The sequence below is a fragment of the Allobosea sp. MMO-172 genome (genome assembly GCF_037147855.1).
Taxonomy (GTDB): Bacteria; Pseudomonadota; Alphaproteobacteria; order Rhizobiales; family Beijerinckiaceae; genus Allobosea.
In genome coordinates this window covers 200,950-215,640 of sequence record NZ_JBBCUM010000007.1, presented here as the reverse complement: position 1 = coordinate 215,640, position 14,691 = coordinate 200,950, and the positions used below count along the sequence as shown (strand labels likewise).

The window sequence follows — 14,691 nt, the reverse complement described above, 5'->3', positions numbered from 1 at the left end:
ACCATGGCTGACAGATTCCGCCTGCTCGACGCCTATGGCGTTCCGGTGAAGATCGACCGCTCGGCTCTGTCCCGGGAACGGGCCGTGCCGGAGCTCACCGGCATCCGCCATCAGTTCGATGAGATGATGGCGCCCGGCCTGACGCCGGCCCGGCTGGCGCGGGCGCTGCGCGATGCCGCCCTGGGCGAGGTCTATGACTTCCTCACGCTGGCCGAGGAGATCGAAGAGCGCGAGCCGCACTATCGCTATGTGCTGGAGACCCGGAAGAACGCGGTCACCGCGCTCACCGCCCAGGTCGATCCGGCCTCGGAAGATCAGCGTGACGTCGATATCGCCGACTTCCTGCGCAACGAGGTTGTCGAGACGCCGGCCTTCCAGACCCTGCCGGACATGCTGATGGACGGCCTGTCGAAGGGGTATTCCCATGTCGAGCCGATCTGGGAGACCGGTTCGGCGTGGATCCCGCGCCGCTACATCTGGCGAGATCCGCGCCTATTTCAGTTCGACCGGGAAACCCGCAAGGAATTCCGCCTGCGCGTCCAGGGCGAGACCGATGGCGTGCCGCTGGGACCGCTGCAGTTCATCACCCACGTCCCGCTGCTGAAGATGGGCCTGCCGGCGCGCAACGGCCTCGCGCGGGTCGGCGCCTGGTCGTTCATGCTGAAGAGCTTCAGCATGCGGGACTGGGCGCAGTTCCTCGAAATCTACGGAATGCCGCTCCGGCTCGGCAAATACGGCCCCGGCTCTTCGGCCGACGATCGCGCCGTGCTGCTCGCCGCCGTGCGCAATCTCGGTCGCGATGCCGCGGCGATCGTCCCCGAGGGGATGACGATCGATTTCATCGAGGCCAAGGGATTCTCGGACAAGCCCTTCGAAAGCAACGTGCGCTTCATCGACGAGCAGATGTCCAAGCTCGTGATCGGCAAGCCCGGCGATGGCACGGGCGCCAGCAAGGCCGGCGAGGAGGTTCTGGACAAGGTCCGCGCCGACATCCGCAAGTCCGACGCCCGCGACCTGCAGCTCACGTTGATGGAGCAATTGATCCGCCCGGTGGTGGATCTCAACTTCGGACCCCAGAAGGCCTATCCGAAGGTCCATTTCCCGATTCCGGAACGCAAGGATCTTCAGGTCTGGTCGAACGCGCTCACGCAGCTCGTCGATCGCGGGCTCGAGGTGGAGCAGAGCCAGGTCTACGACATCATCGGCCTGAAGGAGCCGGCCCCCGGTGCCAAGCTCCTGAACATCCCCAAGCCCGACGCGCCCGGCGAGCAGCCGCCAGGCGTTCGGCGTCCACCGCCGCAGGTACCGGTCGCGAAGGCCTCGGCGTTGCGCATCGATCCGCGCGTCTGCCCGTCCTGCGGCCCGACGCTGCTGGCAGCGGATGATCCGACGGCCGAGCCCGACGAGGTGGACGAGCTCGTCGCCGAGGCGCTCGACGGCTGGCAGCCGGATCTCTCGCCCGTCATCGCGGCAATCCGGGCGGTGGCCGACGAGGTGTCCTCGTACGAAGAATTCCAGGCCGCATTGGAGAAGCTCGCGCCGGATCTCCCGGTCCAGCGGCTGGCACGCCGTCTCGGCGTCGTGGCGATGATCGGCAGAGGGCGTGGCGATGCCGAGCTCGACTGAACGCCAGACCGGGCGCCAAACGGCCACAGGGCTTTCAATTTCAGTTTCAAAAGATTCTCCGGCCCGATGGGGCGGTCAGCGGCTCGCGGCCGTTCTGGGCCATCTGTGGGGCTCGCCCTTCAATGGCCGTTGAAGACCTGTTCGCCACGGCGCCGAAACCGGTCGTCGAATATTTCGACCGGCGACCCTCCAAGCCGTCGTTTCGTTGGGACGAGGTCGCGCCTCGCGAACATGCGCTCGGCTTCACCGTCGCCCGCACGGCAGGCTTCGACGTGCTGGACGATATCCGCGCCGCCACCCGCAAGGCGGTCGTCGATCGCATTCCCTTCGCCCAGTTCCGCGACGAGCTCATGCCGGTGCTGAAGGCCAAGGGCTGGTGGGGCGAGAAGAAGGTCATCGATCCGCGCACCGGCGAGATCGCCAAGGTCCAGCTCGGCTCGCTGCGCCGGCTCGATCTGATCTACGACGCCAATATCCGCTCGGCCGAGGCCGCCGGCGACTGGTCGCGGATCCAGCGCGTCAAGGACGCGCTGCCCTATCTCGAATATCTGACCAGCACGTCGGAGCGGAAGCGGCCGCTGCATCTCAGCTGGGTCGGCACCACCTTGCCGGTCGACGACGCGTGGTGGTCGACGCACTATCCGCCGAACGGTTGGCGCTGCAAATGCCGGGTTCGGTCTCGAGCCATGCCGCGCGAAGGGGCGCAGTTGGACCGTCCGGCACTCAATCTTCGCCCTTGGGAAAACGGCACGACTGGCGAGAGGCGCCTGGTGCCGGCCGGCATCGATCCAGGCTGGGACAACAACCCCGGCAAGGTCCGAGAGCAGATGGCGAGCCGGCGCCTGGTCGACAGGCTGGATCGGATGGGCAGCGAAGCCCGGCGGGCCGCCGTCGAGATGCTGCGGCGAGATCCCGTCTTCGCCTATGTCACGGAGAATGGCGCCCGCTTTGATCATCGGCGCCGGCTCGATCCCGAGCAGGCGGGCGCGGGGCGCCTGCGCTGGCCGGTGGCGGTTCTGCCCGATCCCCTCGCATCGCAGCTCGGCACCACCACCCGGACGGTTGCGCTCTCGGTCGCCGACGCGGCGAAGATCGGCGTCAAGCATCGAGAGATCGGCCCCGAGTTCTGGGCGGCCCTGCAGCAAGGGCTCGATCGACCGGAAGCCGTGGCCCGCGGCGACAAGCTGCGCGTGGTGTTCCGGATCGACGGAAAGCCGCACATCGTCGTGTTGAAGCGGACCTCGGCGGAGGAGGTGCTGCTCAACAGCGCTCACCGCATCGAGGAATGGCAGGCCGACAAGCTGAGGGGGGAAGAAGCGGCCGGCGGGGCATAACTCCCGCGCGTCACAGGGACGGAGGTACTGTCTCGACCGCGAGCCCAATATAGGCCAATCTGCTCTCGAAACCAAATCACGGCCCCTGACACGCGTCAGGGGCCTTTTTGCTGCCGGCTGCTCGCATGGTGCGGGCATGTCCAAGCGCCTCGCCCTCTGCAGCTCCTTGCCCGAAGGCCTCGAAGCCGGCATCGCCGTCTTTGAGGTCGCGATGGCCGCCGCGCAGGCTGGCGGAGACGAGCAGCCGCCCGAATGGGTCCAGCTGACGCCGCGCGGCCAGGTGGTCGCCCGCGACGGCCGCAACTTCATCTTCGACCCGGAAGCGCTGGTCGAGGTGTTCCGCGCCGGTGGTCTGAAGCTGCCGATCGACTTCGCTCACGAGACCGAGCACGTCGAGACCCTCGGCGCTCGCCCGGCGCGCGGCTGGATCGTCGAGCTGGATGCCCGGCCCGAAGGGCTCTTCGGCAAGATCGACTGGCTGGCCGATGCGGTCAGCGCTCTCCGCGCGAAGGCCTATCGCTACATCTCTCCGGCGGTGTTTCTCGCCGCCGATCGGACCACCGCACGGCTGCTGAAGGGCGCGTCGCTGGTCACGTCCCCCGCGCTCAACATGCCGGCCGTCGCGGCCACTTCCTCCCAGCAGGAGCAATCCATGACCAAAGCCATCCTTGCCGCGCTCGGCCTCGCCGAAACCGCCCCCGAGACCGACGCCGTCTCGGCGATCGCGCGGCTCAAGGCCGGCGACCCGACGCTGTTCGTCCCGAAGGCCCAACATGACGCCACCGTCGTTGCGCTCGCGGCTGCCGAGAAGAAGCTCCAGGACGCCGACGATGCTGCTCATCTCGCGCGCTGCAGCTCGCTCGTCGACGAAGCCATCAAGGGCGGCAAGATCGCCCCGGCCGCCAAGGATCAGTATCTCGCGCTCGCCAAGTCCAACTTCGACGGCACCAAGGCGGCGATCGACGCCATGCCGGTGGTGCTGAAGGCCGGCGGCGATCCCGAGATCGACAAGGTCGATCCGACCAAGGGGGCGGCTGGCCAGCTCTCCGAGGCCGAGAAGCTGATGGCCAAGAGCCTCGGCCTCACCGAGGCCGCCTATCTGGCCGCTCGCGCCGCCTGATCCGCTCACAGACCCACTAGGAACGCGCTGCCATGCCGCTGTCGAAGCCCAGAGACACCATCGAGCGTGGTCGCGACCTGCTCGTCCTTCCGGTCGCCGCGGCGACCACGATCCAGCAGGGCGCGCTCGTCGCTGCCAATGCCTCCGGCCAGGCTGTCCCCGGCTCGACCTCGACAACGCTGAAGGGCGTGGGCCGTGCGGAGGAGACGGTCGAGAACTCCGGCGCCGCCGGCGACAAGTCGATCACCGTCAAGCGCGGTGTCTTCAAGTTCAAGAATTCCGCCGGCGACGCCTGCGTCCAGGGCGACACGCTGGCCGATTGCTACATCGTCGATGACGAGACCGTGGCGAAGACCAACGGCGCCAACACCCGATCCAAGGCCGGCAAGATCCTCGAAGTCGAGGCGACCGGCGTCTGGGTCGAATTTTCCTGACTTTGGCGGAGTGGCGCAGCGGTAGCGCGCCGGGCTCATAACCCGGAGGTCGGCGGTTCAAATCCGCCCTCCGCAACCAGAAACCTGATCGCGAGGACGGTCCATGATCATCAATTCCCCCAATCTGCGCATGCTGACCACGGGCTATCACGCCAACTTCCTGGCCGGCCTCGCCGCCGTCGCGTCGATGTGGGGCCGTTTCGCGACGGAGGTTCCCTCGACGACCTCGGAAGAGCTCTATCCGTTCCTCAACCAGATCCCCGGCATGCGGAAGTGGATCGGCGAGCGCCAGCTGAAGAACGTCGGCACCGGCGACTACCGCCTGGTCAACGAGGACTGGGAAGACACCGTCAAGGTCACGCGCAATGCGATCGAGGATGATCGGTATGGCATCTTCGCGCCGCTGATGACCATGCTCGGCGATGCCGCGGCGCGGCAGCCCGACGAGCTCATCTTCCCGACCTTCGGCAAGGGCTTCAGCACGAACTGCTTCGACGGCCAGTTCTTCTTCGATACGGACCATCCGGTGCTCGACGCCAATGGCTCGATGACCTCGGTCTCCAACATGCAGGCCGGCGGCGGCCCGGCCTGGTTCCTGCTCGACCTGACCAAGGCGGTGAAGCCGATCATCTTCCAGAACCGGAAGAAGCCTGTCTTCGCCGCCATGGACAATCCCGACGACGAGTCGGTGTTCATGCGGAAGGAGTTCGTCTACGGCGCCGATAGCCGCAACACCTCGGGCTTCGGCTTTTGGCAGACCGCCTACGGCTCGAAGGCGACGCTCGATCCGGCGAATTTCAAGTCGGCCTTCGACGCGATGTCGCTGTTCAAGAAGGATTACGGCGCGCCGCTGGCGATCACGCCCAACGTCCTCCTGGTCGGCCCGACCAATCGTTCCGCCGGCGAGACCATCGTCAAGAAGATGAACCTCGCCGGGGGCGAGTCCAACCTGGACTACGGGCGCGTCGAGCTCGTCGTTTCGCCCTGGCTCGGCTGATCGGCCGGGTTTGCGTCGAGCCCTCCGCGAGGAGGGCTTTGGCAAGCCCGTAGGAGATCGCCATGGACCCCAAAAGCAAGTCGAAAGCCAGCACTGCCGAGGCCGGCGAGCAGGAAGCTGCCCGCGACCGCCGGAAGCCCGAGAGCGGCCGCATCATGGTCGCCGCGACCGCGAAGGAGGGCCGGCGTCGCGCTGGCCTGGAATTCAGTCAGGCCGGCACCGTGATCGACCTCGCCGAGATCGACCAGGAACAGTTCGAGCAGATCATCGACGATCCCCAGCTCACGCTGCGCCCCTTCAAGGACAAGGCCCCCGACGCCTGACGAAATCCAAGCGAAAGGCTCCGTGGGCAACGGCATCCAAGCGCCTCGTATGGCCCGGATGCGTCGGGAGAGCTGAGTAGGCGTCCGTCGCCGCGATGCGGCGGCTGCAGGGGACTGCTTCCCCCGAGGCGGTGAGAGGCCGCCACTGCCGTTTCAGAGGACATCATGGCCTACGCCACCCGCGAAGACATCGAGGCGAAATACGGCGCCAACCACCTGGAAACGCTGGTGGCTGCCGATCTCGATCTGGACACTGCCGTCGCAAACGCGATCGAGGCGGCGCAGGCGACGATCGATTCCTTCCTGCGCAAGCGCTACGTCCTGCCGATCGCCGTGGCGGTTCCCGCCATCCTGAAGCAATGCGCGATCGATATCGCCTGCTGGGAGCTCGCGCCGGCTGCGGATCGCCTGTCGGAGGAGATCGAGAAGCGCGCCAAGCTGCGCATGGACTTCCTGCTGAAGATCTCCCGCGGCGATGCCGAGATTGTCGAGCTCACGCCCGTTGCCGGCTCTGGCGATGGCGCCGGCGTCATCTCAGGCGGCGGCGCGTCCTTCTCGGCCGAGCCGCGGCGTTGGTCGGGAGAGCTCGAATGAGCACCCTCGCCATCCATGTCCAGCTCTCGGGCTTCGAGACAATCGAGCAGGCACTCGCCCGGCTCAACCCGTTCCAGGGCGAGCAGCTGCTCGAAGCTCTCGCCCGCCTGATCCAGCAATCCGTCCGCGAGCGCCTCATCGCCGGCGGCCCGGCGCCGGATGGCTCGGCTTGGAAGCCAAATCTCGAAGGGCGCCGCCCGATCCTGCATCGCTCCGGCGCGCTCGCACGCTCGATCGACTATGCGGTCTCGGGCATGCAGGCCGTCGTCGGCTCCGGCTTGATCTATGCCGCGATCCATCAGTTCGGCGGCACGATCCTGCCGAAGGCGGCCGACCGACTGTCGTTCCGGATCGGTAACCGGCAGGTCTTCGCGCGCAAGGTCACCATGCCGGCTCGGCCCTATATCGGCCTCTCGGGCGAGGATCGGGCCGAGCTCGTCCAGGCGGCCGGTGCGTATCTGCGGAGCCTGTTCCCATGAACCGGATCGCCGAATTGCTCGATGCCGTCGCCGGCGTCATGAGCGCCGCCGAAACCGCGCCGAACGTCAACCTCTTTCGCGACGTGCGCATCGAGCTCGACCGCTACGACCTCGCCGACCTGGTCGCCGAGAGCACGAAGACGCCGGCCTGCCGCATCTGCTTCCTCGCCGGCAAGCCCGTGCCCCGGCCCGATGGCGGCGACGACATGGACGTCTCGATCGCGCTCGTCGTCGTGGCGGGCGCAACCGGCCGCCCCAACCCCAGCTTCGCCTCGGCCGACATGGCCGCGCTCGATCTCATCACCGGCGTCAGCCAGGCGCTGAAGCTCAATCCCTCGGTCGGCCTCGGCAAGATCGCGGACGCGAGCGTCGGCCAGAGCCTGGTCGCGGTCTCGCAGGCCACCAGCAAGAAGAATGTCGCGATCGCGCTGGTCGAGGCGAAGTGGCGGCTGCTCGAAGTCGTGGTCGCCCGGCCGAGCGTTCAACAGGCGCTTGAAACCGGTTTGAACGCCTGGGGGCCGACGAGCTTCTCGACGAATGGCAGCCCGCCTCAGCCGGTCCCCGGCGTGGGAGGCGAGCCGTGAACCTCCAGATCTTCGCCAAGCGGCTCGCCGCGCTGGAACGCCGTGTTGCCACGCTGATCATGCCGGGCACCGCGCAGCGCAGCGAAGGCAGCAAGACCGTGGTGCGCTTCGATGACAAGGGCGCGGACGGCCAGCCCTTCGAGTCCCCGGCGCTCTCTCACATCGCTCCCTCGGGCAAGAAGGGTGGCGGCGTTTCCAGCTTCAGGAAGATCGGGGATGGCGAGCCCGTCCTCGTGATCTCGCCCGGCGGCGAGCTCGGCAAGCACTCGCGCGTCATGCCGGCCGGGCCGGTCGAGGATCATCCGTCGCCGGGCTCGGCCGAGCAGGACGGCGAGGTCATCGAGCATGGCGACGCGAAGATCTCGATGCGCTCGGACGGCACGCTCATCCAGCAGGGCGAGCAGAGCGTCCTCATGAAGAGCGACGGCTCCATGGTCCTGACCTCGAACGGCGCGATCACGGTGTCCGGCGCGAGCATCACGCTCGATGGCCCGGTCTCGATGCTGAAGGGCTTCAGCGCCAATGCCGGTGCCGGATCCAACGTCGCCGCGACCATCGACGGCCAGATCAACGCCACCCGCGACATCACCTCTCAAACCAAAGTGGCCGCGCCTGTCCTGCAGGGCACGGTCGTAGGAGCCTGAACATGGACGACGAAAAGAAAGCTTATGCCGTGACCGATCGCGCCGGCTGGTATGTCGCCGGCCGCAAGGTGCCGTCGCGCCGCGACGAGGATGGGAACGTCGTGCCGCTCGTCGGGCACGTCTTCTGGTTCACCGAGGCCGAGGCGCGCCACGAGTTGCGCAACCTCATCATCGAGGAAGTCGACCCGACGACCGGGCAGCCCGTCGCTCCGCTCGTCGAGCCCGAGCAGGCGCCGGCGCCTGAAGGCGATGGCGAAGAAACCGCCGGCAAGCGCAAGAAGAAGGTCGCCTGACCATGCGCGTCGGGCTGAACAGGCGCACGGGCGAGGTGCTGACCGGCTGGGACCATTGTATCCAGTCGATCTGCTTCATCATCCTCACGCGCATTGGCAGCCTGATCATGCTCCGCGCCTTCGGCTCGCTCGTGCCGGAGCTGCAGGACGATAATGCGACGCCGCAAACGATCATGCGGGTTTACGCGGCGATCGCCGCGGCACTGAAGGCCTGGGAGCCCTGTTTCCGCCTGACGAAGATCCAGCTGACCAGGCACGGGCCGGACGGCGTCTTCGCCTTCATCCTGGAAGGCCGGTTCTATCCGATGGGCCATGTCGGCGATTACTCGGTCTTCGAAGCGAAACGGGCCGTGCTCGCCGCCAATGACAACGGCCTGAAGGTGCTGGCGGCATGAACCCGACCTCTCCCGTCGCCATCGATCTGTCGCGCCTGCCGCCGCCCGACGCCATCCTGCCGCTCGACCACCCGACGCTTCTGGCGGAATTCGTGACCGGCTTCATCGGCTACTGGACCGAGCTGCGCGCAACGCGCCCGGACCTGCCTGCCTTCACGGTGGAATCGCTCGCGACCGATCCGGCGATCGTCGTCGGCCGGATCACCGCCTTCCTGCGCCTTCAGGACCGGGCAGCGGTGAATGCGGCCGTCCGCGCCGTGCTGGCGCCGCTGGCGCGCGGCGCGGATCTCGACAACGTCGTCGCGCGCATGGGCGTCGTCCGCCTCGAAACCGCGCCCGGCGTGATGGAGACCGACGAGCAGCTCTTCCGGCGCTATCTGCTCTCCTTCGGCCGAGCCAGCGCCGGCAGTATCGACCGCATCCTGTTCGACGCGCACACGGCTTGGCCGGCGATGTGGGATGCGCGCGTCAACGGCTTTGCCGTGCATGGCCGCCGTGGCGAGATCGACCTCGTTATCAGCGGGCCAGCCGGCGTGACCCCGCCCGAGAAGCTCGCTGCCGTTCGCGCGGCGGTGACGGCGCCTTCAGCCAAGCCCGAGGCCATCGGCATGTTCGTGCTGGCGGCCACGCCGCTGACCTATGCGGTCGCGCAGACGATCCGCGTTCCGGTGGGCCCCGATGCCGAGCTCGTCCGCCTCGAGGCGGTTGCCCGCGTCGCTGCCGCGTCGGATGTGCGCCACCTCATCGGCGGCACGATCCAGCGCGACCTGGTCGCCGGCGCGAGCTATGGCGCCTCCATCGTCGGCGTGAACCACGCCACGCCGGCCGCCGACGTCATCGCGACGCCCTATCAGATCCCGGTTCGCACCGGCATCGCCATCGATGTCGAGGTGATCGGATGAACTGGTCCGAACTTCCGCCGGATACCGCCGGCCATTACGAGCGCGTCACCATGGACGCGGCGCAGGCCGAGCTGCCGATACCGCTGCGCCAACTGGTTGATCCGGCAACGACCACCCCAGCCTTCCTGCCCTTCGTCGCAGTCCATGAGGGCGTGAAGCTCTGGTTCGATGACTGGAGCGAGGCCCGCAAGCGCCAGATCGCGGCGGCCTGGCCACAGCTCTCGGACCTCATCGGCACCCGGCCCGGACTGGTTGGCCTGCTGGCTTACGTCGATGCGACGCTCGTGTCGGCCGTTGCCCATCCCCGCCGCTTCGTCGCCGGCCAGTCCGCCGTTGGCGTGCAGCCTCTTCAGTTTCCCCCGTTCACCGCGCGCTATCTGGTCAAGGTCACGCTGCGCCGGCATGTGCGCGCCGTGATTGCGGGCCGTTCGGCCTGCGGCATCGGAGCGAGTGTTCCGGTGTCTCGCGAGCCGATCTTTCGCGCCCAGGTCGCCGCCACGGTCTCCAAGGGCCCTGCGACGCAATACACCGTCACCTTTGCTCACCGCCGTCGTCCCACCTTCGACGAGATGCTCTTCGGCATGGGTTTCGACGAGTTCATCGACCGCACGAGCCTGTAGGAGCCAACATGGCGCAGCGCATGCTGTTCAACGACGCCGAAGTGATCGAGGCGGAAGACCTGACTGCCATTGGCCAACAGGCACAGTCGGCAACCGATAGCCTGGTCAAGGATGCGATCGGCTATCCGGCCCACTGGTCAGGCTTCACCGCGACCCAGCAGTCGGCGCAGATCGTTCGGCTCACCCCCGGCCGGTACTACACGCCGGAGATGATCTTTGCGGCGGATGCGGCGACCGATATCAACCTGCAGGTCCATATTCCGCTGGCATCGTCGGATCAGCGGTGGGTCGCGATCATCCTGCGCGGCAATGTCGAAACCGCCACCGCACAGCGGATTTTCGAGACCTCAACCGACGTCGAAACGTCGGTGCCTGTCGAGCAGACGGCGCCCAAACGCGAAATCCGGAAGGCCGGGTTCACCTATCAGCAGGGAGCAGCGTCGCCGGCGCCCGCGCTGAAGCCGGCCGTTGCAGGCACGGATGCAGTGGTCGCCTGGGTGCTGCTCGGCTCGGCCGGCATCCTCTCGATCGAGCCCGGCGAGCCCTCGCGGGTGAAGTCGCTCTACGAAGTGGAGGGACGCGTCACCGATCTTGAGAATGAAGTCGGCGGCATCGCCATTCGCACCACGGCGATCGAGACCGACATCGTAAACATCGCGGCGCGCCTGCGCGACATCCCGCGCCCGGCGCTGATGCGGCAGATCCAGCGCAATCTCGGCCAGCTGAACCGCGAGATCGTGCTGCCCGAAGAAGCCCGCGCGCATGTCTTCGATTCCTTCCTGACCTACGACGTGTGGGACCCCACGCACGCTGCCTGGCGCGGCCGCGTTCGCGAGGGAGGCAGGTTCCCCTATGTCAGCGAGAGTGTTTCGCAATTGACCCTTGCGACGCCTGACGACCCGGCGGTGATGATCCGCAATGGCCGCATGATCCCGGCTTTCGACGAGATCGTCCGGATCGCCAACGAGGGCCGAGATACGGTCCTCAACATCAGCCAGCTGACCCACACAGAGGTCACGGCGACCAAGCATGAGGTCGCCCGCTCGCGGTTCGCCTGGTCCACGGCGCAGCTGGTCTGCACCAATACCCAGTACTGGGCGAACGTGCTGGCCGGCGTGCAGATCGGCCAGATGTTCACGCTCGATGGCGAGACCTTCCTCCTCGAAGGATCAAACGGCCTTGTGCACTACTCGGGCCAGGACATGTATCGCCATATCCGACGCGCGATCGTGGAGGAATGGAGCGAGGTCTACTGGACCTATGAGAACACGGAGGTCGGGCTCAACGGCTCGGTCTACGCGCAGAGCTTCCTCAACGCGCAGCCCTTCATCGCCACCGCAATCGAGCTCGATTTCGAGCGGGTGGGCCCGACCGGCGATGTGACGGTCATGATCTGCGTCTGCAACGCAATCGGCGCTCCGGATTTCGGTCAGGTGGTCGCTCATGTGACGAAGCAGCGCGACGACCTGGTCGTCGGCTGGAACAGGTTTGAATTCGATTACACGCTGCTTGAAGCCGGCAAGCGCTATGCGTTTGAGACTGTGACGACTGGCAACCACTCGATCTGGTGCACTTCCGGCAACAAGTTCACAGGCGGCACCCGGTTCGCCTGCACGGACGGCGTCTTCCAGCAGGGCGACCTCTCGGCGGACATGGCCTTCAGGGTGCTCGGCGCCCGCCCTCGCCAGCCGCGCACCGAGATCGCGTTCGATCCGGTCACGCTCGCCGGCGGCATGACCGATGTCGAGATGGTGATGAAGTCCTGGGCACCCGGCGGCACCGCGCTTGAATGGCAGTTCCGGCCCTCCGGCCAGCCCTATTGGTTTTCGATCGAGGACGACTATCCGGGCGGCGGCCATCCGCTGGCGGGCCTGCCGGCCTTGATCGAGCTCAAGCTCGTCATGCTCGGCACCGCCGATCTCGCCCCGATGGTTGTCGTCGACAACAAGCTGAAATGCCGGGTCGGGCGGAACCGCAACGAAGCCTGTCTATCGAGCAAGGTTTTGGCATTCGGGCTCTCGACCACACAGATCGTGACGCAATACCTGCTCGATGCCTTCGACGCCGCTCTGCACACGTTCACGCCGCAGATCATCATTGGCGGCACGACCTATCCGGCCACGGCTACCACCGTCTCGATCGATGTCGACGATCCGAAACGGCGCTTCGTCGAGAGCACCTTCACGGTGCCGGCGACCACGAGCGCCCGCATGGCGCCGAAGATCGAGACCAGCAACGTCGTCGACGTCCCCTTCATCAACAACGCCATGTTGATCGCCACCTGAGGACTGATCATGCCGAAAGCAACGCCGCCGGCGGCGCCGCCGCCCTATGACCCCAGCCGCACTTACGATGTCAGGCTCAATCAGATCGTTCGCGTGGGTGTGCTCAAGCTGCTGCCGCGTAATGAGCACCATCTGACCGGCGCGGTGCTCAACGCGCTCGTCCAGGAGCACGGGCAGGAGATCGTCGATGCCGCCGTCGCCAGAGAATAACTACACGGTAGGGCCGACCGAGAAGTTCTCGCGAGCCCTGTGGAATGAGGTCGTCACATCGATCGCAACCCGCCTAGCGGCGCGCGAGGCGCTGGAAGCGACCTTCGAGGCCTTGATTACCGGGGGCACTCAGGCCGCCCTCGACGTCATCACCCAGAATGTTGCGCCGCAGCTCGAAAGCCTGCTCGAGTCGGTGGCTGACCTGCGGGTGCAGGTCGAGGAGGTGCTCGGCGACGGCAACGCGCCGAACGCGCTGAAGCTCGGCGGCAACCTGCCGGAGTTCTATCTGGCGCTGGGCAATGCGACCGGGACGCTCGCCTATAACAAGGTGGCCGGCATCGACGCGGCGATCGCGGCCGCCGTTGCCGGGCTGGTCAATTCGGCGCCCGGCGCGCTCGACACGCTCGGTGAGCTGGCCGCGGCGCTCGGAAACGACCCGACCGTTGTGTCGGGCCTTCTGACGGCCATGGGCAACCGCCTGCGCGTTGATGCGGCGCAGGCACTGACCGGGCCGCAGGTCTCGCAGGCGCTCGATAATCTCGGCTTCTCGACGATCGGCAAGCTGCTGAAGGCGGCGTCGACCGAGGCTGCGGCACGGGCGGCGATCGGCGTCGCTGCACATGATTTCGTGCAGGGGCTCACGCTTAGCAACAACATCACGGATCTGGTCAACGACATCGATGCCAGTCCCGGCTCAGCTCAGGCCGGATCCGTCTACGTCGCCAGCCCGTCGACCATGACGAAGCGTCTCGATGCGGTTTGGACCGCCGGTCATAACGGCGGAGGGCTGGATACCGGCGTCAAAGCCAATAGCTCGACCTATCACTGCTGGTCGTTGCGCAAGGACAGCGACGGGTCGTTCGACTGGTGCTACTCGCTCTCGCCGACCGCGCCGATCGTCCCGACGGGATATGCGAAGGTGCAGCGCCTAGGCGCGGTCTTGACGAACAGCAGCGGAAGCATCCGCGCCTTCGTGCAGCACGGTAATGTTTTTCTGCTGTCTGCCATGGTCGCTGACGTGATCGATAGCACCCTCGTCAACACCGCAAAACTCTACACGCTATCAGTTCCTGCCGGGATTAAAGTAGAGGCCCATTATCGAGCTTATATCCAGGCAACGACCGGCGCTCCGGGCGGCATTGCGTGGGTATTGTTCTCATCTCCCGACGAAAGCAACCAAGCTGTCGTCGCCGGCGCGCCTATGACCCTAACCAGCGGCGTCAATTACGCGGCAGGCGCCGGCGAGTTGCGCACCATAACGAACACCTCATCTCAAATCAGAGCGCGCGGCGAGAGTAACTTCCCGCCGATCACGAACACCTCGTTGAGCACCTATGGATGGCTTGACTACCAAATCCCAAGGATCGGCGCATGAGCACAGTACATGTGGAGCGTGACGGCGTTGGCAAGATCGTCGCCGTTTACGCGAATCCCCAAGGGATGACGGAGCCCGTCGGCGCCGATGATCCCGAGGTCGTGTCCTTCCTGAACCCGCCGGCGCCCGGGCCGACGCGGTTGTTCAAGGCCGAGCTGTGGCGCCGGCTCACTGAGGCCGAGGCGGATGCCCTGGACGCGGCCTTGGCGGCCGCTCCGACGCGGCTGCGCCGCATCTTCGAGGCTGCGCAGTATCTCGACACGGCAGATCCCGACTATCCCGCCCTGCGCGCCGGCATCGTCGCGGCGCTCGGGGAGGCCCGTGCCGACGAGGTGCTGGCGCCGACCCACTGAATTCTCGCCCTCGCCACCCGAACGACAAAGGCCCCTGACGTCTGTCAGGGGCCTTTTGCATGGGGCAGACACCTAGCCTCGGCTCCGATCCCAGCGATGTCAAGCGCCGGCGCCGGAGCACAA

At 66.6% G+C, this 14,691-nt stretch carries 18 protein-coding genes and 1 tRNA gene; all 19 read left to right on the top strand.

The annotated features are described in order from the left end of the window. Window positions 1-3: 3 nt before the first annotated feature. The 19 genes from WFK61_RS13045 to WFK61_RS12955 all read left to right on the top strand — a co-directional run bounded on the left by WFK61_RS13045 (window position 4) and on the right by WFK61_RS12955 (window position 14,568). The gene (locus WFK61_RS13045; RefSeq protein WP_336812259.1) at window positions 4-1,626 is read left to right on the top strand and encodes a DUF935 domain-containing protein; all 1,623 of its coding nucleotides are present in this window, start codon (window positions 4-6) and stop codon (window positions 1,624-1,626) included. Window positions 1,627-1,748: 122 nt separating this feature from the next. Then, window positions 1,749-2,960, top strand: a complete 1,212-nt coding sequence (locus tag WFK61_RS13040) for a phage head morphogenesis protein (protein WP_336812257.1) — start codon at window positions 1,749-1,751, stop codon at window positions 2,958-2,960. A 136-nt stretch (window positions 2,961-3,096) separates the two neighbouring features. Continuing rightward, complete coding sequence (locus WFK61_RS13035) at window positions 3,097-4,080, top strand: phage protease (RefSeq protein ID WP_336812255.1); 984 nt, start codon at window positions 3,097-3,099, stop codon at window positions 4,078-4,080. 32 nt (window positions 4,081-4,112) lie between these two features. After that, complete coding sequence (locus WFK61_RS13030) at window positions 4,113-4,514, top strand: hypothetical protein (RefSeq protein ID WP_336812253.1); 402 nt, start codon at window positions 4,113-4,115, stop codon at window positions 4,512-4,514. Between the two features lie 3 nt (window positions 4,515-4,517). Then, window positions 4,518-4,593: transfer RNA gene (locus WFK61_RS13025), tRNA-Met, on the top strand. Window positions 4,594-4,617: 24 nt separating this feature from the next. Further along, window positions 4,618-5,511, top strand: a complete 894-nt coding sequence (locus WFK61_RS13020; RefSeq protein WP_336812252.1) for a Mu-like prophage major head subunit gpT family protein — start codon at window positions 4,618-4,620, stop codon at window positions 5,509-5,511. Between the two features lie 62 nt (window positions 5,512-5,573). Further along, complete coding sequence (locus WFK61_RS13015) at window positions 5,574-5,834, top strand: HI1506-related protein (protein WP_336812251.1); 261 nt, start codon at window positions 5,574-5,576, stop codon at window positions 5,832-5,834. A 165-nt stretch (window positions 5,835-5,999) separates the two neighbouring features. Next, window positions 6,000-6,428, top strand: a complete 429-nt coding sequence (locus WFK61_RS13010; protein WP_336812250.1) for a DUF1320 domain-containing protein — start codon at window positions 6,000-6,002, stop codon at window positions 6,426-6,428. Then, a complete protein-coding gene (locus tag WFK61_RS13005) occupies window positions 6,425-6,907 on the top strand; it encodes a phage virion morphogenesis protein (RefSeq protein ID WP_336812248.1) in 483 nt (160 codons plus the stop codon). The genes WFK61_RS13010 and WFK61_RS13005 overlap by 4 nt, the downstream gene beginning before the upstream one ends. Beyond that, a complete protein-coding gene (locus tag WFK61_RS13000; protein WP_336812246.1) occupies window positions 6,904-7,491 on the top strand; it encodes a hypothetical protein in 588 nt (195 codons plus the stop codon). Before WFK61_RS13005 ends, WFK61_RS13000 begins: the two co-directional genes overlap by 4 nt. Further along, a complete protein-coding gene (locus WFK61_RS12995; protein WP_336812244.1) occupies window positions 7,488-8,135 on the top strand; it encodes a hypothetical protein in 648 nt (215 codons plus the stop codon). The genes WFK61_RS13000 and WFK61_RS12995 overlap by 4 nt, the downstream gene beginning before the upstream one ends. Before the next feature lie 2 nt (window positions 8,136-8,137). Next, entirely contained in the window at window positions 8,138-8,428 is a 291-nt protein-coding gene (locus tag WFK61_RS12990; RefSeq protein WP_336812242.1) for a hypothetical protein, read from the top strand. Between the two features lie 2 nt (window positions 8,429-8,430). After that, the gene (locus WFK61_RS12985) at window positions 8,431-8,823 is read left to right on the top strand and encodes a GPW/gp25 family protein (RefSeq protein ID WP_336812240.1); all 393 of its coding nucleotides are present in this window, start codon (window positions 8,431-8,433) and stop codon (window positions 8,821-8,823) included. Then, window positions 8,820-9,725, top strand: a complete 906-nt coding sequence (locus tag WFK61_RS12980) for a baseplate J/gp47 family protein (RefSeq protein WP_336812238.1) — start codon at window positions 8,820-8,822, stop codon at window positions 9,723-9,725. Before WFK61_RS12985 ends, WFK61_RS12980 begins: the two co-directional genes overlap by 4 nt. Next, entirely contained in the window at window positions 9,722-10,345 is a 624-nt protein-coding gene (locus tag WFK61_RS12975) for a phage tail protein I (RefSeq protein ID WP_336812236.1), read from the top strand. The genes WFK61_RS12980 and WFK61_RS12975 overlap by 4 nt, the downstream gene beginning before the upstream one ends. Window positions 10,346-10,353: 8 nt before the next feature. Then, window positions 10,354-12,630: a hypothetical protein gene (locus WFK61_RS12970; protein ID WP_336812234.1), complete on the top strand. Its 2,277-nt coding sequence runs from the start codon at window positions 10,354-10,356 to the stop codon at window positions 12,628-12,630. 9 nt (window positions 12,631-12,639) lie between these two features. Next, window positions 12,640-12,840, top strand: coding sequence for a hypothetical protein (locus WFK61_RS12965; protein WP_336812232.1), 201 nt, complete (start codon window positions 12,640-12,642; stop codon window positions 12,838-12,840). Further along, window positions 12,818-14,215, top strand: coding sequence for a hypothetical protein (locus WFK61_RS12960; RefSeq protein ID WP_336812230.1), 1,398 nt, complete (start codon window positions 12,818-12,820; stop codon window positions 14,213-14,215). The genes WFK61_RS12965 and WFK61_RS12960 overlap by 23 nt, the downstream gene beginning before the upstream one ends. Continuing rightward, a complete protein-coding gene (locus WFK61_RS12955; protein ID WP_336812228.1) occupies window positions 14,212-14,568 on the top strand; it encodes a hypothetical protein in 357 nt (118 codons plus the stop codon). Before WFK61_RS12960 ends, WFK61_RS12955 begins: the two co-directional genes overlap by 4 nt. Window positions 14,569-14,691 lie beyond the last annotated feature (123 nt).